The following is an 18,835-nucleotide window of genomic DNA, read 5'->3' as shown; positions in this document are numbered from 1 at the left end:
TTGCCATCCGCCGTTTGCTTAGGGCTTGGGCGTCAGTTGAGACGCTCGATGCAGAAGTCGATGACTTCCAGCAGCGCATTTTTCCACGGGCTTTGCGGCAGCGGTGCGAGCGCGTCACGGGCAATGGTGCCGTAATGCGTGGCGCGGCCGATCGTATCGCCGAGACCGTTGTATTTGGTGATGAGGCCGAGCGCCTTTTCGAGGTTCTCGTCGCTGCTTTCGCCGTTTTCGATGGCGTTGCGCCAGAAGGCGCGTTCGTCCTGCGTGCCACGACGATAGGAAAGGATGACCGGCAGCGTGATCTTGCCCTCGCGGAAGTCATCACCGGTATTCTTGCCGAGATCGGCGGATTTGCCGCCGTAATCCAGCACGTCGTCGACGAGCTGGAACGCAAGGCCGAGATTCATGCCATAGGATTTCAGCGCGCTGCGGCTTGCCTTGTCGGTTTTGGCGACGATCGGGCCAACCTCCGCCGCAGCCGCAAAAAGCGCGGCCGTCTTGGCGCGGATCACCTGAAGATAATCGTCTTCGGTCGTTTCCATGTTCTTGGCGACCGAAAGCTGCAGCACCTCACCCTCGGCGATCACGGAAGCGGCAGTGGACAGCACGTCGAGCGCATCCAGCGAGCCGACGTCCACCATCATGCGGAAGGCCTGGCCGAGCAGGAAGTCACCGACGAGAACGCTCGCCTGATTGCCCCAGATGGTGCGGGCGGTGGATTTGCCACGGCGCAGATCGCTTTCGTCCACCACGTCGTCATGCAGCAGCGTCGCCGTGTGCATGAATTCCACGCTGGTGGCGAGCTTGATGTGGTGATCGCCCTCGTAACCGAACAGGGAAGCCGAGGCGAGCGTCAGCATCGGCCGCAGGCGCTTGCCACCGGACGAGATCAGATGATTGGCCACTTCGGGTATCATCTGGACATCGGAACCGGCTCTGGAAAGGATAAGCTGGTTCACCCGTTCCATGTCGGCACGGGTCAGGTCGACAAGCGGCTTGACGGATGCGAGTTTGTTTTTGCTTTCTTCAAGCGGTATGACGACGCCCAAGGGACAGGACTCCTGTTCGAATTTGTATTCGACAATAAAAACTGGCGCCTGTCGCGGCAAGGGGCGAATTGCCGCTAGCCGTTCAAAAAAATGGGAATTTGGGGCTTATCCATGCGTGAACTGATCCGAACCAACGATGCCGTGCTCTTATCCTTCGCCGAAAGCCTGATGAAGGACGCAGGCATCCACTGCCTTGTTGCCGATCAGGCGATGAGCATCCTGGAAGGTTCGCTCGGTCTTTTGCCCCGTCGGTTCCTGGTGGAGGAAGACCGCGCCGGTGAGGCCCGCCGCATTCTCACGGATGCCGGACTGGGCGACGAATTGCGCAACGAAGAGGCGTAAGCGAACGTGAGCGGCGATATTTCGGAAACTCTGGATGCGTTTCACCGGGGCCGGTTTCACATCCTCCAGCCCAAGGGCAGGGGACACCGCGCCGGCATGGACGCCATGCTTCTGGCCTCGCTGGTGGCAGACGACCGCCCCTGCCGCATCGCCGATCTTGGTGCGGGCGCAGGTGCGGCGGGCTTTGCGGTCGCCACGCGGCTTGAAAAGGCCGAAGTGACCCTGTTCGAACGCTCGCCGGAAATGGCGGAATTTGCCCGCCGCAGTCTGGCATTGCCGGAAAATGCTGTTTTTTCCGCGCGTGTCAGCGTGCGTGAGGCCGATGTGACCCTGCGTGCCAAGGCCCGCGTCGCGGCTGGTCTGCCGGACGGATATTTTCACCACGTCATCATGAACCCGCCCTATAACGATGCGGGAGACCGCCGCACGCCCGATGCGCTGAAGGCCGAGGCCCACGCCATGACGGATGGCCTGTTCGAAGACTGGATCAGGACCGCAGGCGCGATCACGGTTCCGGGCGGGCAGCTCTCCCTGATTTCAAGGCCGCAATCGGTGGCGGAAATCCTGGCCGCCTGCGGCAGCCGTTTCGGCGGCATAGAGATTACGCTCATCCATCCGCGCCCCGGTGAGGATGCGGTGCGCATGCTCGTGACAGCGATCAAGTGCTCGCGGGCGCGCCTGTCATTCCGGGCGCCGCTGGTGATGCACGAGACCGGCAGCCATGCTTTCACGCCCCTCGTGGATGACCTGAGCAATGGCCGCACCGCCTATCGCCGTAATGTAAAGGCAATCGGGTCCGGCCTATAAATATCCCGTTCCCCGCTCGCAAACCATTGTGTTTTGCGGGGCGATACATACATCCGTGACGAACATGCAAATGCTGTGAGGATTGAGTTGTGGGTTTTCTGAAGTATCTGGTGCCGAAACGCTTTCGCAAAAAAGAACTCGTTATCCCGGTTGTGCGCATGCACGGCGCCATCATGGCTGGCGGCAACCAGTTCCGCCCCGCTCTCAATCTCGCCTCCTATGCGCCGCTGCTGGAAAAGGCCTTCGCCATCAAGGATGCGCCGGCCGTTGCCATTTCCGTCAACTCGCCCGGCGGTTCGCCGGTACAGGCGCGGATGATCTATAATCGCATCCGCCAGCTTGCCGAGGAAAAGGACAAGAAGGTTCTGATTTTCGTGGAAGACGTGGCTGCCTCCGGCGGCTACATGATCGCGCTTGCCGGTGATGAGATCATCGCCGACCCCACATCCATCGTTGGTTCGATCGGTGTTGTCTCGGGCGGCTTCGGTTTTCCTGAAATGCTGAAGAAGCTCGGCGTCGAGCGCCGCGTCTATACGGCCGGCGAGAACAAGGTGATCCTCGATCCGTTCCAGCCGGAAAAGGAAGGCGATATCGATTACCTGAAGTCGCTTCAGGTCGAAATCCACAATGTTTTCATCGATATGGTCAAGATGCGCCGTGGCGCGAAACTAAAGGGCGATGAGACCATCTTCTCCGGCCTGTTCTGGACCGGCATGCGCGGCCTGGATCTCGGCCTGATCGACGGGCTGGGCGACATGCGGGACGTTCTGCGCCGCCGTTACGGAACAAAGGTCAAGCTTCAGCTCGTCACCGGCGGGCGCTCGCTGTTCGGCAAAAAAGTGCCTGGTGTGAATACGGCGCTTGGCCTCAATGCCGAAAGCCTCGCGGCAGGCGCTGTCTCGGGGCTTGCGGAGGTCGCCGAAGAAAAGGCATTGTGGTCACGTTTTGGTCTGTGATGTCGCAGGAATAGGGCCTTATGGCGCAGCTTATTACAATTATTCTTTTGGTGGTGGGATCCGTCATCCTCTACCGCCGCTTCGTTCGGGATGCGGAAAAGCTTTCGGCGAAATCGAAACAGCGCGAGAAGGAACGCGAAACCGGCGCGATCGGCACGCTGATCAAGGACCCCGAAACCGGTGAGTACCGTGTGAAGCGTGACGACGAGGCGTAAGCCGGCGTCGAAGCGCATAAATCCTTGACCCCTTCGCCATGCCGTGGCACCAGTCCGCATCCGAAGTAAGTCTAGGCTTACTTGTCCTCCTAACGCCGCGATGACTGCAATGACCGATATTCCAGACCATATGAACCCCAAGCGTTCCTTTCAGGCGCTTATCCTGACGCTGCACAACTACTGGGCCGACAAGGGCTGCGCGGTGTTGCAGCCATACGATATGGAAGTGGGTGCGGGTACGTTTCATCCGGCCACGACGCTGCGCGCACTTGGGCCGAAGCCGTGGAAGGCCGCCTATGTGCAGCCGTCGCGCCGCCCGTCCGACGGTCGTTACGGGGAAAACCCCAACCGTCTGCAGCATTATTACCAATATCAGGTCATTCTGAAGCCCAACCCTTCCAACCTTCAAGAACTTTATCTCGGTTCGCTGAAGGCCATCGGCCTCGATCCGCTGCTGCATGACGTGCGCTTCGTCGAAGACGACTGGGAAAGCCCGACGCTCGGCGCCTGGGGGCTCGGCTGGGAATGCTGGTGTGACGGCATGGAAGTGTCGCAGTTCACCTACTTCCAGCAGGTCTGCGGCATCGAATGCTCGCCGGTTGCCGGCGAACTGACCTATGGTCTGGAGCGTCTCGCCATGTATGTTCAGGGCGTCGACAATGTCTACGACCTGAACTTCAACGGCCGCGAGGGCGAAGAGAAGATTTCCTATGGCGACGTCTTCCTGCAGGCCGAGCAGGAATATTCCCGCCACAACTTCGAATTTGCCGACACCTCCATGCTGCATCGCCATTTCATCGATGCGGAAAAGGAATGCCTGGCGCTTCTCGCCGCCGGTGCGCCGGGTGATAACGACAATCAGCGCCTGCATAAATGCGTGTTCCCGGCCTATGACCAGTGCATCAAGGCAAGCCACGTCTTCAACCTTCTGGATGCGCGTGGCGTAATTTCGGTAACGGAGCGCCAGAGCTATATCCTGCGCGTGCGCACGCTGGCGAAAGCCTGCGGCGAAGCCTTCCTGCTCACGGATGCGGGCGGGCTGAACTGGAACAGGGCCGCCTGATTTTTTAGCGGTAAGCTCTTGCCCAAAGTGTTGATGAATTTGAAAGGCCGTTCTTGACGGCCTTTTATTTTGTGTGGATTGGTATGCTGAATATAGCGATGGGTTTAACCGTGAATAATATTAGAAATTTCTGTTTTTTATTTGTGCTTACACTCGGATGCATTCTCGGCAATAGCGCGGCTGCGGAAACCACAGAGTGGATGAGCGGCAAGGAAGCCTTTCCCCGTGCCGACAAGCTGCGCTCTTTTGGAATGATCGTCACCCGCATGGATTGCAAGGATAGTGGCCAGCGAACCCTTGATGTGGGTAGCGCGCTCGTTCGCATGCACTACACGCGCAACACTGAGATGCGCGACTGGGTTATAGACGGCTGGAACCACCTGCAAGAAAACAAGAACTATTGGGCCGAGCGCGGCTACAGGCTTGCCTCCCATACTCTTTTTGTACGCAAGACATCCGGCCTGAGATTGTATTGCACAGTCTTTTATAAATAACGGATGCTTGCTTCCCGCGGCGTGTCTCTGGCAAAAACGCAGAGAATGACCGAAGCCTCATGACTTTGCGGTAATGAGCGGCTATCGTGCGCGCAACGAAGCTGGGAATCGCAATTCATGTTCATCACGCTGGCAATCATCGCGGCAATCGCGCTTTATGTCGTCTTCATCTATAACGGCCTAGTCAAGGCGCGGCAGATGAAGGAAGAGGCGTGGTCGGGCATCGACGTGCAGCTGAAACGCCGCGCCGATCTCATCCCCAACCTCATCGAGACCGTGAAGGGTTACGCCGCGCATGAAAAGAGCACCTTCGAAGAGGTGATCGCCATGCGCAACCGGGCGCAGGCAGTGCCGGCTGGCGATGTCGAAGGCCGCGCCCAGGCGGAAGGTATGCTGTCGCAGGCGCTCGGCAAGCTCTTTGCGCTCGCCGAAGCCTATCCCGATCTGAAAGCCAACACGAACTTTCTGGAATTGCAGCGCTCGCTGGAAACCATCGAAGGCGAACTTCAGATGTCGCGTCGTTATTACAATGGCGCCGCGCGCGATCTGAACGTCAGGGTGGAAAGCTTCCCGTCCAATCTGGTTGCAGGCCAGTTCGGTTTTGCCAAGGCGCCCTATTTCGAGATCGACAATCCGGCCGATCGTGCCGTGCCGACCGTGAAATTCTGATACGGCTGTTGCCGGAGTTCAGAACCCTCCCGCTCAAATTCCGATAGTCCGGCTCACCGCCGCATTCTTTGACAAGACGACAACCATGATCGAACTGACCATTACACCGCCCGGCCACCCGCTTTCCGGCAAGGTTGAGCCGCCCGGCTCCAAATCCATCACCAACCGCGCGCTTCTGCTGGCTGGCCTCGCCAAGGGCAAGAGCCGCCTGACCGGTGCGCTGAAAAGCGATGACACGCTTTATATGGCCGAAGCCCTGCGCGAGATGGGCGTCAAGGTAACCGAACCGGATGCCACCACCTTCGTGGTGGAAGGCACCGGCGTGCTGCAGCAGCCGGAAAAGCCGCTTTTCCTCGGCAATGCCGGCACCGCCACGCGGTTCCTGACGGCTGCCGCAGCACTTGTGGATGGCGCGGTCATCATCGATGGCGACGAGCATATGCGCAAACGCCCGATCATGCCTCTGGTGGAAGCCCTGCGTTCGCTCGGCGTCGAGGCGGATGCACCGACCGGCTGCCCGCCCGTTACCGTTTGCGGCAAGGGCACGGGTTTCCCGAAGGGCAGCGTCACCATCGATGCCAACCTTTCCAGCCAGTATGTGTCGGCACTTCTGATGGCTGCTGCCTGCGGTGACAAGCCTGTCGATATCATCCTCAAGGGCGAGGAAATCGGCGCGAAGGGCTATATCGATCTCACCACATCAGCCATGGAAGCTTTCGGTGCCAAGGTGGAGCGGGTCAGCAACGCCATCTGGCGCGTGCATCCGACCGGCTACACCGCGACCGATTTCCACATCGAACCGGATGCCTCCGCCGCCACCTATCTCTGGGGCGCCGAACTTCTGACCGGCGGTGCGATCGATATCGGCACGCCCGCCGATAAATTCACCCAGCCGGATGCCAAGGCCTATGATGTCATGGCCAAGTTTCCGCATTTGCCCGCCGAAATCGACGGTTCCCAGATGCAGGATGCCATTCCGACCATCGCGGTTCTGGCCGCTTTCAACGAGACGCCGGTGCGTTTCGTCGGCATTGCCAACCTGCGCGTCAAGGAATGTGACCGCATCCGCGCCGTCTCGCTGGGCCTCAACGAAATCCGCGATGGCCTCGCACATGAGGAAGGCGACGACCTGATCGTGCATGCCGATCCGGCGCTCGCCGGGCAGACGGTCGATGCCTCCATCGATACCTTTGCCGACCACCGCATTGCCATGAGCTTTGCATTGGCAGCGCTGAAGATCGGCGGCGTTGCCATCCAGAACCCGGCCTGCGTGGGCAAGACCTATCCGGGCTACTGGAAGGCGCTCGCCTCGCTCGGCGTCGATTATATCGAGAAGGAAAGTGCTGCCGAGCCGCAGCACTGAAACCGGCTGGAGGGAACCGCCCGTGAAGACCATCGCCGCAAGACTTCTCGCGCTGCTCGTCTTCTTGGGCGCGGCCTTCCCGGCCTTTGCGGAAGAGTTCATCCGTTCTTACCACTCCGTCGTCGAGATCGCGAAGAACGGCGAACTGACGGTGACGGAAACCATCACCGCCCGCGCCGAGGGCCAGAACATCAAGCGCGGCATCTTCCGTGATTTCCCGCTTTATGCGCTGGATGCCAGTAACCGCCGCACCAAGGTGGATTTCAACGTCGTATCGGTAGAGCGGGACGGCACGGCGGAAGACTGGCGTACCGAAAGCATCGATGGTGGCATCCGCATCTATACCGGCAGCGCCGACCGGTTTCTGACGACCGGCGAGCATATCTTCCAGATCACCTACACCACCGCCCGGCAGATCCGTTACTTCAGCGATTATGACGAACTCACCTGGAACGTCACCGGCAATGGCTGGCAGTTCCCGATGGGCGAGATTTCCGCGACCATCACTCTGCCGGAGGGCGTGAAGGCAACGGATACCGCCATCTTCACCGGGCCGCTGGGTGCGAAGGGCAAGGATGCGCGGGTTCTGAACGAAGGCAACGAGGTGTTCTTCGCTTCCACCCGCCCGTTTTCGGTGGGTGAAGGCATGACGGTTGCCGTGAAGTTGCCGAAGGGCGCCATCGCCGCGCCTGACTCGTCGCAGGAGGCGGGCTGGTGGCTGCGCGACAATCTGGCCATCCTGCTTTCGGGCGGCGGGCTTTTCGCCATTTTGCTGTATTACCTGCGAGCGTGGTTTGCCGTGGGCCGCGATCCGGCCAAGGGCGTGGTCGTGCCGCGCTGGGATGCGCCGGACGGGCTTTCTCCGGCTCTGGTCAATTACGTCGATAACAGGGGTTTTTCCGGCGCGGGCTGGACGGCGCTGTCCGCCTCGGCACTTGATCTCGCGGTCAAGGGTTATGTCGTTCTGGAGGATCTGAAGAACGCCATCGTCATTCGCCGCACGCAAAAGGAAACCGCCACCGATCTACCGACCGGCCAGAAGACGTTGCTCTCCGCCATCGGCGGTCCGGGCAAGACGCTGACCATCGACAAGGCCAATGGAGCCGAAGTCGAAAAGGTCGGTTCGCAGTTCCGCGCGGCGATAGAAAAAGAACATCGCGGCAAATATTACCGCAGCAATGCCGGTTACATCGTTTTCGGCATCTTCCTCAGCATCGCTATCATCGTTGCGACACTGGTCTTTGGTGATCTCGATGAAAGCGCCATTGCCGCCATTCTGGTCTTCGGCTTTTTCGCCTTCTTCTTCAGCATCCTGTCGATCGGCATCGGCCGGCAGTTCTCGCATGGCGCACCGCTGCGCAAGCGCATCGGCGGCATTGTCATGCTGGCCTTTGCCGGTTTCGTGGCGTTTTCGGCCATCGGCGGCATTGCCACGCAAATCCTGCTGGATGTGACACATGATACCAAGTCGCTGGCGCTGGCCGCTATCGGCGGCATCGTGCTCACCAACGCGCTTTTCCTGTTTCTGATGGGGGCGCCGACGCCGCTCGGCCGCAAGCTGATGGACGGCATCGAAGGTCTCAGAACCTATCTGACGCTGGCGGAAAAAGACCGGATGAACACGGCAGGGGCGCCCGCCATGTCGCCGCAGCATTTCGAGACATTGCTGCCCTATGCGGTGGCGCTCGGCGTCGAAAAACCGTGGAGCCGCACCTTCGAGACCTGGCTTGCGACAGCCGCTGCCGGTGCCGCCGCGGCAAGTTATGCGCCGGGTTGGTATTTGGGCAGCAACTACGGCAGCTTCGGCGACAGGATCGGCGGGTTCTCGACCTCCATGGCGAGCACCATTGCTTCCACCATTCCCCAGCCTGTCAGCTCCTCCAACTCCAGCTTTTCGGGCGGTGGCGGCGGCGGTTCTTCCGGCTCGGGTGGCGGCGGCGGTGGTGGCGGCGGCTGGTAACGCCCGCCGGCGGTAATTTAACCGAATGCCTTGGTGACTTTTGCTGCGTTGCTTGCTAAGCCGACCTGTCGTTTTTCACGGCATACATCGTCCGACAAAAGATACAAAGATAAAGTCCTGATCCCATGCCCGATCTTCTGCTTGAACTCCGCTCCGAGGAAATCCCCGCCCGCATGCAGCGCAAGGCGGCGGGCGATCTGAAGAAACTCGTCACCGACGCGCTTGTGGAGAGAGGGCTGACCTATGAGGGTGCGCGTGAATACTGGACGCCGCGCCGCCTGACGCTGGATATTCGTGGCCTCAACGCCCGCTCCGCCGATGTGCGTGAAGAAAAAAAGGTCCGCGCACCGATGCCAATGAAAAGGCCATCGAGGGCTTTCTGCGCGGCGCTGGCCTCAATGATATCTCGGAAGCCCAGGTCGTTTCCGATCCGAAGAAGGGCGATTTTTACATCGCCATCATCAACAAACCCGGCCGTCCGGCGGAAGAGATCATCGCGGAAGTGATGCCCGGCATCATCCGTTCCTTCCCCTGGCCGAAATCCATGCGCTCCGGCCCGGCTTCCATGCCGAAGGGCTCGAGCTATGCCGGCATCGAAGGCAAGGGTTCGGAAAGCCTGCGCTGGGTGCGCCCGCTGCAATCCATCGTCTGCCTGTTCGGCCCCGAACACGACGAAACACAGGTCATTCCCTTCGTGATCGACGGCATTGTCGCTGGCAACGTCACCTATGGCCACCGTTTCCATGCGCCGGGCCCGATCACCGTGCGCCGTTTCGAGGATTATGTATCGAGCCTTGAAAAGGCGAAGGTCATGCTCGATGCCGACCGCCGCAAGGACGTCATCCTGCACGACGCCAAGGATCTGGCTTTCGCAAACGGTCTCGAACTGGTGGAAGACGAAGGTCTTCTCGAAGAAGTCTCGGGCCTTGTCGAATGGCCGCAGGTGCTGATGGGCACCTTCGAGGAAGACTATCTGCAGATCCCGGCGGAAATCATCCGGCTTACCATAAAGACCAACCAGAAGTGTTTCGTCACCCGCAATCAGGGTGCGGAAGAGGGACTTTCCAACCGCTTCATCCTGATCTCGAACATCGAGGCAAGCGACGGCGGCAAGGAAATCATCCATGGCAATGGCAAGGTCGTGCGCGCCCGCCTGTCGGATGCCCGCCATTTCTGGAACCGTGATCAGGGCGACCTGCCTGATCTGGAAACGCTGAAGGATTCGGCTGCGAAATTCGGCCTTGATCTTAAAAAGCCGCTCGACCAGCGTATGGCGAAGCTCGATGCGCTCAACGTCACCTTCCATGCCAAGCTCGGATCGCAGGGCGAGCGTGTAACGCGTATTCGCGAACTGGCGAAGGCGCTGGCCCCAGTCGTCGGTGCCGATGCTGATCTGGTGGACCGTGCCGTTGTTCTGGCGAAAGCCGACTTACGCACCGAAGCCGTCGGCGAATTCCCCGAGCTTCAGGGCCTGATGGGCCGGAAATACGCGACCTTGCAGGGCGAAAATGAAAGCGTCGCCGCGGCGATCGAGGATCACTACAAGCCGCAGGGCCCATCAGACCGCCTGCCGGCGGACAAGGTGGCCATCACGGTCGCTCTGGCCGACAAGCTCGATACACTCGTTGGTTTCTGGGCTATCGATGAGAAGCCGACGGGTTCGAAGGACCCCTTCGCCCTGCGCCGTGCGGCGCTGGGTGTGGTGCGCATCCTGCTGGAGCGGAATGTGCGTCTGCCGCTTTTGAGCGTTGTGAAAGACCCGGACCTCCTCTCCTTCTTCCACGACCGCCTTAAAGTCTATCTGCGCGATCTCGGTGCCCGTTACGACCTGATCGACGCCGTTCTCACACCGGAATCCGATGATCTGCTGATGATCGCCCGCCGTGTCGAGGCGCTCACCGCCTTCATCACCGGCGAGGATGGTAAGAACCTTCTGGCTGGCACCAAACGCGCCACCCAGCTTCTGGCCGCCGAGGAAAAGAAGGGCACTGTGGTCGCTGATGGTGTTTCGGAAGAGCTGCTGAAGCTCGATGCCGAAAAGGCGCTTTATGCGGCGATCAAGACAGCTTCTGCCGATGCGGCAAAGGCGGTCGAAGCGGAAGATTTCCGCTCGGCCATGCAGGCGCTTTCGACGCTTCGCGCACCGGTCGACAAGTTCTTCGAGGATGTGCTCGTCAACGATGAGGACGCTGCCATCCGCGCCAATCGTCTGGCGTTGCTGAAGGCCATCCGTGAAGTTACGGGAACGGTTGCGGATTTTTCGAAGATCACGGGGTGAGAAAGTAACTGGGACGGTGGTGTGCTTGGCTCACCCCCCTCTGCCCTGCCGGGCATCTCCCCCACAAGGGGGGAGATCGGCAAGAGGGAAGCTCTCAGCCAAATCCCGCAACGTTGCTGGTGACCGAAAGGTCGCAGCGATTCGATCTCCCCCCCTTGTGGGGGAGATGCCCGGCAGGGCAGAGGGGGGTGCCCCCAGCCTCCATCCTTGGAGATGAAACTCGATTGACCAACACGCCCCCCAAAATCCTCATCAGCGCCTGCCTTCTCGGTCAACCCGTCAGATATGACGGCAAGGGCAAACCCCTCTTCCACCCGGCAATTGACCGCTGGCGACAGGAGGGCAGGCTGGTGACGATCTGTCCGGAAATGGCGGGCGGCATGCCCGTTCCGCGTCCGCCTGCGGAAATCGAGAAGGGAGCCTCCGGTATCGATGTGCTGGAAGGCCGCGCCCGTGTGCTGGAAGTGACTGGCGGCGATGTCACGGCTGACTTCATCGCCGGTGCGGAAAAAGCGCTCGCCTTTGCCAAAGCCAATGGCTGCAAGCACGCGCTTCTGATCGACGGCAGCCCCTCCTGCGGGTCGCTTGCAATCTATGACGGTTCGTTTTCGGGCGTCAAACACGCAGGCAATGGCGTGACGGCGGCGCTGCTAGGGAGAGCGGGCATCACGGTTTTTTCACCCGCCGATATCGACCGGCTGGATGTTTTGACGCGGTGAGGCGAGGCGGTGCCACTTGGCTCTGGGCGTAACAAACACTCTCCGCCGTCATCCTCGCCCTTGAGGCGAGGATCCATTGACCGCTCTAGGGGTGGATCCTCGGGTCCAGCCCGAGGATGACATCCAATGTGTGGAGAACGTATTGCAAAGCAAAATGCCGGGTCTGTGCCCGGCATTTTTTATGTCATCTGTACGATGGTCACCCGTCGTCACCCCGCCATGCGCATCTCGTGCGCCATGCCGTGAAGCTGGTGGCCGGAGGAGACGCGGAAGCCGCGGATGAGGTTCAGGAGTTCCTCGGTGTCGACTGCCAGCGCTTCCGCCGAAGCCGTGGTTTCTTCCGCCATCGCCGCATTGTGCTGGGTGGCGACGTCGAGCTGGTTCAGCGACGTGGAGATCGAGCGCAGCGTCGTGTCCTGTTCGGCCGCCGAATGGGCGATCTTGCTGACGATCTCGTTGGCGGATTTGATCTGGTCCGAGATGCGTTTCAGCGCGTCGCCAGCCTCGCCAACAAGGCGCACGCCGTTTTCCACCTGGTTGGAGGAGCGGGCGATCTGGGCCTTGATTTCCTTGGCGGCGGCGGCGGATTTCTGCGCCAGTTCGCGCACTTCCTGCGCCACCACGGCAAAGCCTTTGCCAGCCTCACCGGCTCGTGCCGCTTCCACACCCGCATTCAGCGCCAGAAGATTGGTTTGGAAGGCGATGTCGTCGATCACGCCAATGATGTTCGAAATCTGGTCGGAGGACTGTTCGATACCGCTCATCGCCGCAATCGCCTCTTCCACCACCCGGTCGCTACGCATCGCTTCCGAACTGACGGTGGTGACGCGCTTGGCGGCATCCGCTGCACCTTCCGCCGTCTGGCGCACCGCAACCGTCAATTCATCGAGTGCCGCGGAGGTTTCTTCCAGATTTGCGGCCTGCCGTTCGGTGCGCTGCGAAAGCTCGTTGGAGGCCTTGCGGATTTCTTCCTTGGAACCGCCAATATCGATGCTCTTGGAGTTCACCTTGGCCATGGCGGCGTCGAGATGCAGCAGCGCCTCGTTGAAGTTATCGCGCAGCGCGGCATAACGATTGCCGAGATCGCCGCAACGTACCGTCAGATCGCCACCGGCGAGCTTTTCCAGCGCCTCGCCGATGGTGGCAACGACACGCGCCTGCAATGCGGCCTCGTCGCGCTGCATGTCGAGATTGTTCTGGCGCTCACTATTGAGCTGCTGCTGCTGTTCTTCCTCACGGCGCTGCATGGCGTGGCGCTCGCGCACCTTGTCCTGAAGCGAGGCCGTGGCCTTCGCCATCATGCCCACTTCGTTGGTCAGGCCGGTATGGGGAATGGTGAGCGAGACATTTTCATTGGCCACTTCGCCGAGCGCCCGGTGAATGTCGCCGAGCGGTTTCGAGATGCCGCGGATGACGTAGAAGGCGGCGGCAAGCGCGAGCACGAAGATGGCGGCACCGATCGACAGCGCCTTCATTACCTCGCCGCGCACCTGCGCATTCAGATCGTCGATGTAAACGCCGGTCACGACCACGACCTGCCAGGGCTCAAAAGCAAGGGCATAGGAGCTTTTGGCGTAGTCGTTGCCTTCCATGCCCGGCTTCGGGCCGTAGAAATCCGTCTGGCCGCCGCCGTTGCGGCCAAGCCGCACCAGCTCGTCGCGATACTGGAAACCATTGCTGTCCGGCTTGCCCTTGAAATTCTCGCCGACGCGTTTTGCATCGGGATGGAACTTCATTGTCACGTCGTAGTCGTAGCCGAACAGGTAGCCATCAGGGGTGAATTTCATGGCGCTGACGGTGGCGAAGGCCTGCTTCATGGCTTCGTCCCGGGTCAGCGTTCCGGCCTTTTCCTTGTCGTTGAAGGATTGCAGGATGGAGATGGCCGATTGCACCTGCGTGCGCAACATGCCGTAACGTTCCTCATAGATCGCGTCGGTGGCGGATTTCAGCTGGTAAAACGTTGCCACGGAAAAGGCGGCCATGAGGGCCACCACGAGCACGATCAGCTGACGGGAAATGGAAAGATTCTTCATGGGCGCTCACAAGCTTTTGCGTCGCGAGCCGGAAAAAGCCGCGCGCTGCCGAAGTTTCGGAAATGGGAAGGGCGCCTGATGCGCGGTGAACAGCCTGAAAAGCGAACGTCCGCTCCAAGGCCTCATATTGTGCTGCATCGCACTATGAGGTCACTTAGCGGCGAAAAATTTGAATAAATATTTAATTAGCAAAGGCTTTATCAGCTTGCCTGGCAGAATAACGGACGAAGAATTTATTATTCACCGGATGGTTGCTGAGCATTTCGAAAAATGCAGCGATGACGCGATTAATTGACTTTTGTCATCGATACGTCGCGGATGCTACGGCTCAATTGCCGCGCAATTTGAAGTCCGGGAATTCAGGCGCAGCAATCACCGAGGCACTTGCCGGTGCTGCCGCGTTCTCTGCAGAGATTTCCTTGACGGCTGCCGTCGTCGTCGTCACGTCGATGCCGGCGGGCGTGGAGGCCGTTTCTTCCGGATGCGCCACGGCTTCACCCTCGCCATAGGTCGCAATTGCGGTGCTGGGGGTCTCTGCCTGCATCCATGCGGGATTGGTGCTGACGAAGGTAACGGGCGCGCCGCCCAGCCAGGCCTCGGTGCGCACCAGCGTGCGTTTGCCCTCGACTTCGCGCATCTCCGTGTGTTGTGTGCCCGGCTCGATGGAGGGAATGGCATAACCCTCCGGGGCAGCCTTGTCCTTCACGGGCTGGCAGCCGGCGCAATCGAGACGAACGAAGCTGCCGTTACTGGTGTGAGCGCCGTTTACATATTCGATGGAAGACGCCATCGCCGACCCACCGGCCAGCACGACAACAGCTGTCAAAAGAAGACGACGCATCGAAAAACCCCCGAAATGAAGGTGCGGCCTCTTGATCGAGGCACAAAGCACCATTCAATGTTGGGCAAACATTACCGGTCTTTCGTTTCCATCAGGTCAGCAAACTTGGTAAAAATTGAACGAAATATTCGCTCGGGATCCCTGTTTGCTTTAAAAGGTCAGGCCTTTTCACGCGCCACGGCCTGCCAGCCGATATCGCGGCGGCAGAAGCCGTTTTGCCATTCCACTTTGTCAGTCAGTGCATAGGCGCGCGCCTGCGCTTCCGTCACATTCTTTCCAAAGGCGGTAACATTCAGCACGCGGCCGCCCGTTGCCACCAGCTTGCCATCCTTCAGCGCGGTGCCGGCGTGGAACACCTTCGCTTCTGCGCTGGCGTCGGGAATATGGTCGATAGGGGTATTCTTGTCATAAGCGCCGGGATAACCCTTGGAGGCGAGAACGACGGTCAGCGCCGCATCGTCGCGCCATTCCGCTTCCACCTTGTCCAGAGTGCCGGTGGCGGTGGCGTAGAGGATCGGCAGCAGGTCGCTTTTCAGGCGCATCATCAACACCTGGCATTCCGGGTCGCCGAACCGCACATTGTATTCGATCAGCTCTGGGCCTTTTGCGGTGATCATCAGACCGGCAAAAAACACGCCGGAGAAGGGATTGCCGTCTTTCGCCATGCCCGAAATCGTCGGCTCGATGATTTCCTTCATGGTGCGTTCCACCATGGCCGGCGTCATGACCGGGGCGGGCGAGTAGGCGCCCATGCCGCCCGTGTTCGGGCCGGTGTCGCCATCGCCCACGCGCTTGTGATCCTGCGCAGTGGCGAGCGCCAGCGCAGTTTTACCATCTGAAAGGCAGAAGAAGCTCGCTTCCTCACCGTCGAGGAAAGCTTCCACTACCACTTCGGCGCCGGCAGCGCCGAAAGCACCGTCGAAACATTCATCGATGGCGGCAAGCGCCTCGGCTTCCGTCATGGCGACTGTCACGCCCTTGCCGGCGGCAAGACCGTCGGCCTTGATGACGATGGGTGCGCCCCGTTCACGGACATATTGTTTTGCCGGTTCGGCGGTCTTGAACCGCTGATAGGCACCCGTCGGAATATCGTAGCGGGCGCAGAGATCCTTGGTGAAGCCCTTGGAGCCTTCAAGCTGGGCGGCCGCTTTCGAGGGGCCGAAGGTAGCAATGCCGGCCGCGCGCAGATCATCCGCCAGACCCGCAACCAGCGGTGCTTCCGGACCGATGACGATGAAGTCGATCGCCTTTTCCCTGGCGAATGCGATGACAGCGGCATGGTCTTCCACGTCAAGCGAAACGAGTGTCGCGTGGTCGGCGATGCCGGGATTGCCGGGGGCGGCGTAAAATTCTTCAAGCAGGGGAGACTGGGCGATTTTCCATGCCAGCGCATGTTCGCGTCCACCGGAACCGATCAACAGAACTTTCATGGTCAATATCCCTGCAATCTCGCCTGTAACCTTGTTTGTCGGGCGTTAAGGGCAGGGGGGCGAAAGGTCAAGGAGAAAGCGCCGCAAATGCCCGTCTTTCCGTTGAACTCCGCCTTTCCTGTGGAATCGTTGCCGCCTCTTGTTGTCACGCCACAATCAGACATTATGTTCGCCGCTCCAGATGTGACATCAGAGAACCCCATGACCGCAGATAATGCCCGCCTCACCACGCTCATCGCCACTGAAATCAACGCCCGCGCCGATCAGGTGAAGGCGGCGGTGGCATTGCTGGACGAGGGAGCGACCGTGCCCTTCATCGCCCGCTACCGCAAGGAGGCGACGGGAGGACTGGATGACACCCAGCTTCGAACGCTGGCGGAACGCCTCGTTTATCTGCGCGAACTCAATTCGCGCCGTGCCTCCATCGTCGAAACCATCACCGGTCAGGGCAAGATGACGGACACCTTGATGGTCAAGATCATGCAGGCGGGCACCAAGGCGGAGCTGGAAGACCTCTATCTGCCCTACAAGCCGAAGCGCCGCACCCGCGCCGAAATTGCCCGCGAGCGCGGTCTTGGCCCGCTTGCTGAAGCCATCTGGGAAAACCGCGCCGCTGATCCGGCAAAGCTTGCAGAAGCCTATATCAAGGGCGAGGTGACTGACGTGAAGGCAGCGCTTGAAGGCGCGCGCGACATCGTGGCGGAAACCATGACGGAAAACGCCGATCTTCTCGGGCGCCTGCGCGATTACATGCGCCAGAACGCCACCTTCCGCGCCAAGGTGGTGGACGGCAAGCAGGCGGCGGGTGAAAAATTCTCCGACTATTTCGATCATTTCGAGCGCTGGGCGACCGTGCCGGGCCACCGCGCACTGGCCATGTTGCGCGGCTGGAACGAGGAAGTGCTGACATTGACCATCGATGTCGATGCCGACGATCCCTCGCCGGTCAAGCCAGCCCAACGCACCGTCGCGTCCGCTTTCGATATCCGCAATGCCGGTCCCGCCGATCAATGGCTGATGGAAGTGGCGGGCTGGACCTGGCGGGTGAAGCTCTCCATGTCGCTGTCACTCGATCTGATGCGCGAATTGCGTGAGCGTGCGGAAGAAGAGGCGATCAATGTCTTCGCCCGCAATCTCAAGGATCTGTTGCTGGCAGCACCTGCCGGATCGCGCGCCACCATGGGTCTCGATCCGGGCATCCGCACCGGCGTCAAGGTGGCCGTGGTGGATGGCACTGGCAAGCTGCTCGATACCTCCACGGTCTATCCTTTCCAGCCGAGGAACGATGTGCGCGGTGCGCAGGCGGAACTCGCCCTGCTCATCCGCAAGCACAATGTCGAGCTGATCGCCATCGGTAATGGCACTGGCAGCCGCGAGACGGAAAAGCTGGTTGCTGACCTTCTGGCGCAGATGCCCGCTTCGGTGTCCGGCGCAAAGCCGACCAAGGTCATCGTTTCAGAGGCGGGCGCCTCGGTCTATTCCGCTTCGGAACGGGCAGCCGCTGAATTCCCCAATCTCGACGTTTCCCTGCGCGGGGCGGTGTCCATCGCGCGGCGCCTTCAGGATCCGTTGGCGGAACTGGTGAAGATCGAGCCGAAATCCATTGGCGTCGGCCAGTACCAGCACGATGTCGATCAGGGCCGTCTCAGCCGTTCGCTCGATGCCGTGGTGGAAGATGCGGTGAATGCCGTCGGCGTCGATCTCAACACGGCGTCCTCGCCACTTCTGGCGCGTGTTTCCGGCCTCGGCACCTCGATTGCCGATGCCATCGTCGCTCATCGCGACCAGACCGGCCCCTTTGCCAGCCGCAAGGAATTGCTGAAAGTGCCGCGCCTTGGCCAGCGTACTTTTGAGCAATGCGCAGGCTTCCTGCGTATTCCGAATGGCAAGGAGCCGTTGGATTCGTCTTCCGTGCACCCGGAAGCCTATGGCGTGGCGAAAAAGATCGTTGCCGCCTGCGGCCGCGACCTGCGCACGCTGATGGGCGACAGCGCCACGCTTAAGGGGCTCGATCCGAAGCGGTTCATTGATGAGCAGTTCGGTCTGCCGACCGTCAAGGACATCATCGCCGAGCTGGAAAAGCCGGGCCGTGACCCGCGCCCGAGCTTCAAGACGGCGACCTTTGCCGACGGCGTGGACGAGATCACCGATCTGAAACCGGGCATGCTTCTGGAAGGCACCGTCACCAATGTCGCCGCGTTTGGCGCTTTCGTTGACATCGGCGTGCATCAGGACGGGCTTGTGCATGTGTCACAGCTTGCCGACCGTTTCGTGAAGGATCCGCATGAGGTGGTAAAGGCCGGTGACGTCGTGAAGGTGCGGGTCGTGGAGGTGGATGTGAAGCGCAAGCGCATCGCCTTGACCATGCGCAAGGACGGCGGCGAGGTTGCACCCCAGCCGATGCGCGAGAAGGGCAATGCGGGCGCCATGCGCCATGCGAATTCCAAACCGCAGGGACACAACGAGGGGTCGCAATCCGGTGGTGCTCTTGCCGCGGCTCTGGCCGAGGCGATGAAGCGACGCTGACCCCGGTTGAAATGATTTTTATGGAAAAGCCCTGCCGAAAACCCCGGTGGGGCTTTTTGCTTGATGAAATCGTTCAATTTTTTTGAAATA

The 18,835-nt window shown here is 60.3% G+C and carries 15 protein-coding genes and 1 pseudogene; 12 read left to right on the top strand and 4 right to left on the bottom strand.

Features of this window, described 5'->3' with window-relative positions; genetic code table 11:
• Window positions 1–32: 32 nt before the first annotated feature.
• Complete coding sequence (locus RBH10_RS19735; RefSeq protein ID WP_281039638.1) at window positions 33–1,049, bottom strand: polyprenyl synthetase family protein; 1,017 nt, start codon at window positions 1,047–1,049, stop codon at window positions 33–35.
• 111 nt (window positions 1,050–1,160) lie between these two features.
• Between RBH10_RS19735 and RBH10_RS19730 the strand changes: the two genes are divergently transcribed.
• The 11 genes and pseudogenes from RBH10_RS19730 to RBH10_RS19680 all read left to right on the top strand — a co-directional run bounded on the left by RBH10_RS19730 (window position 1,161) and on the right by RBH10_RS19680 (window position 11,915).
• Window positions 1,161–1,391, top strand: coding sequence for a DUF2007 domain-containing protein (locus tag RBH10_RS19730; RefSeq protein ID WP_281039639.1), 231 nt, complete (start codon window positions 1,161–1,163; stop codon window positions 1,389–1,391).
• A gap of 6 nt (window positions 1,392–1,397) precedes the next feature.
• The gene (locus RBH10_RS19725) at window positions 1,398–2,198 is read left to right on the top strand and encodes a tRNA1(Val) (adenine(37)-N6)-methyltransferase (protein ID WP_281039640.1); all 801 of its coding nucleotides are present in this window, start codon (window positions 1,398–1,400) and stop codon (window positions 2,196–2,198) included.
• A gap of 89 nt (window positions 2,199–2,287) precedes the next feature.
• Window positions 2,288–3,154 carry a S49 family peptidase gene (locus RBH10_RS19720; protein WP_281039641.1) on the top strand — a complete coding sequence of 289 codons (867 nt, stop codon included), beginning with the start codon at window positions 2,288–2,290 and terminating at the stop codon, window positions 3,152–3,154.
• A gap of 20 nt (window positions 3,155–3,174) precedes the next feature.
• The gene (locus tag RBH10_RS19715; protein WP_020010487.1) at window positions 3,175–3,369 is read left to right on the top strand and encodes an NfeD family protein; all 195 of its coding nucleotides are present in this window, start codon (window positions 3,175–3,177) and stop codon (window positions 3,367–3,369) included.
• 100 nt (window positions 3,370–3,469) lie between these two features.
• Window positions 3,470–4,432, top strand: coding sequence for a glycine--tRNA ligase subunit alpha (locus RBH10_RS19710; protein ID WP_045021809.1), 963 nt, complete (start codon window positions 3,470–3,472; stop codon window positions 4,430–4,432).
• 83 nt (window positions 4,433–4,515) lie between these two features.
• Window positions 4,516–4,926, top strand: coding sequence for a hypothetical protein (locus RBH10_RS19705; protein WP_306180775.1), 411 nt, complete (start codon window positions 4,516–4,518; stop codon window positions 4,924–4,926).
• A gap of 117 nt (window positions 4,927–5,043) precedes the next feature.
• A complete protein-coding gene (locus tag RBH10_RS19700) occupies window positions 5,044–5,595 on the top strand; it encodes a LemA family protein (RefSeq protein ID WP_045021808.1) in 552 nt (183 codons plus the stop codon).
• 85 nt (window positions 5,596–5,680) lie between these two features.
• Window positions 5,681–6,958, top strand: coding sequence for a 3-phosphoshikimate 1-carboxyvinyltransferase (locus RBH10_RS19695; RefSeq protein WP_281039643.1), 1,278 nt, complete (start codon window positions 5,681–5,683; stop codon window positions 6,956–6,958).
• 22 nt (window positions 6,959–6,980) lie between these two features.
• Complete coding sequence (locus RBH10_RS19690) at window positions 6,981–8,918, top strand: DUF2207 domain-containing protein (RefSeq protein ID WP_281039644.1); 1,938 nt, start codon at window positions 6,981–6,983, stop codon at window positions 8,916–8,918.
• A 125-nt stretch (window positions 8,919–9,043) separates the two neighbouring features.
• A pseudogene (gene glyS, locus RBH10_RS19685) lies at window positions 9,044–11,196 on the top strand (glycine--tRNA ligase subunit beta).
• Between the two features lie 224 nt (window positions 11,197–11,420).
• A complete protein-coding gene (locus RBH10_RS19680) occupies window positions 11,421–11,915 on the top strand; it encodes a DUF523 domain-containing protein (RefSeq protein WP_281039646.1) in 495 nt (164 codons plus the stop codon).
• Between the two features lie 209 nt (window positions 11,916–12,124).
• Here the strand turns inward: RBH10_RS19680 and RBH10_RS19675 are convergent, their stop codons facing one another.
• The 3 genes from RBH10_RS19675 to purD form a co-directional block, all read right to left on the bottom strand.
• Window positions 12,125–13,948 (bottom strand): methyl-accepting chemotaxis protein, encoded by a 1,824-nt coding sequence (locus RBH10_RS19675; protein WP_281039647.1) that lies wholly within the window; start codon window positions 13,946–13,948, stop codon window positions 12,125–12,127.
• 328 nt (window positions 13,949–14,276) lie between these two features.
• Window positions 14,277–14,789: a plant virulence effector HPE1-like domain-containing protein gene (locus RBH10_RS19670; protein WP_281039648.1), complete on the bottom strand. Its 513-nt coding sequence runs from the start codon at window positions 14,787–14,789 to the stop codon at window positions 14,277–14,279.
• A 158-nt stretch (window positions 14,790–14,947) separates the two neighbouring features.
• Window positions 14,948–16,219: a phosphoribosylamine--glycine ligase gene (purD, locus tag RBH10_RS19665; RefSeq protein ID WP_281039649.1), complete on the bottom strand. Its 1,272-nt coding sequence runs from the start codon at window positions 16,217–16,219 to the stop codon at window positions 14,948–14,950.
• Between the two features lie 201 nt (window positions 16,220–16,420).
• On the opposite strand from purD, the gene RBH10_RS19660 reads away from it, so the two are divergent.
• Complete coding sequence (locus RBH10_RS19660) at window positions 16,421–18,745, top strand: Tex family protein (RefSeq protein ID WP_281039650.1); 2,325 nt, start codon at window positions 16,421–16,423, stop codon at window positions 18,743–18,745.
• Window positions 18,746–18,835 lie beyond the last annotated feature (90 nt).

The organism is Rhizobium sp. AN73 (assembly GCF_030757975.1).
Lineage (GTDB): Bacteria > Pseudomonadota > Alphaproteobacteria > Rhizobiales > Rhizobiaceae > Agrobacterium > Agrobacterium arsenijevicii.
This window is presented reverse-complemented; position numbering and strand designations above follow the sequence as displayed.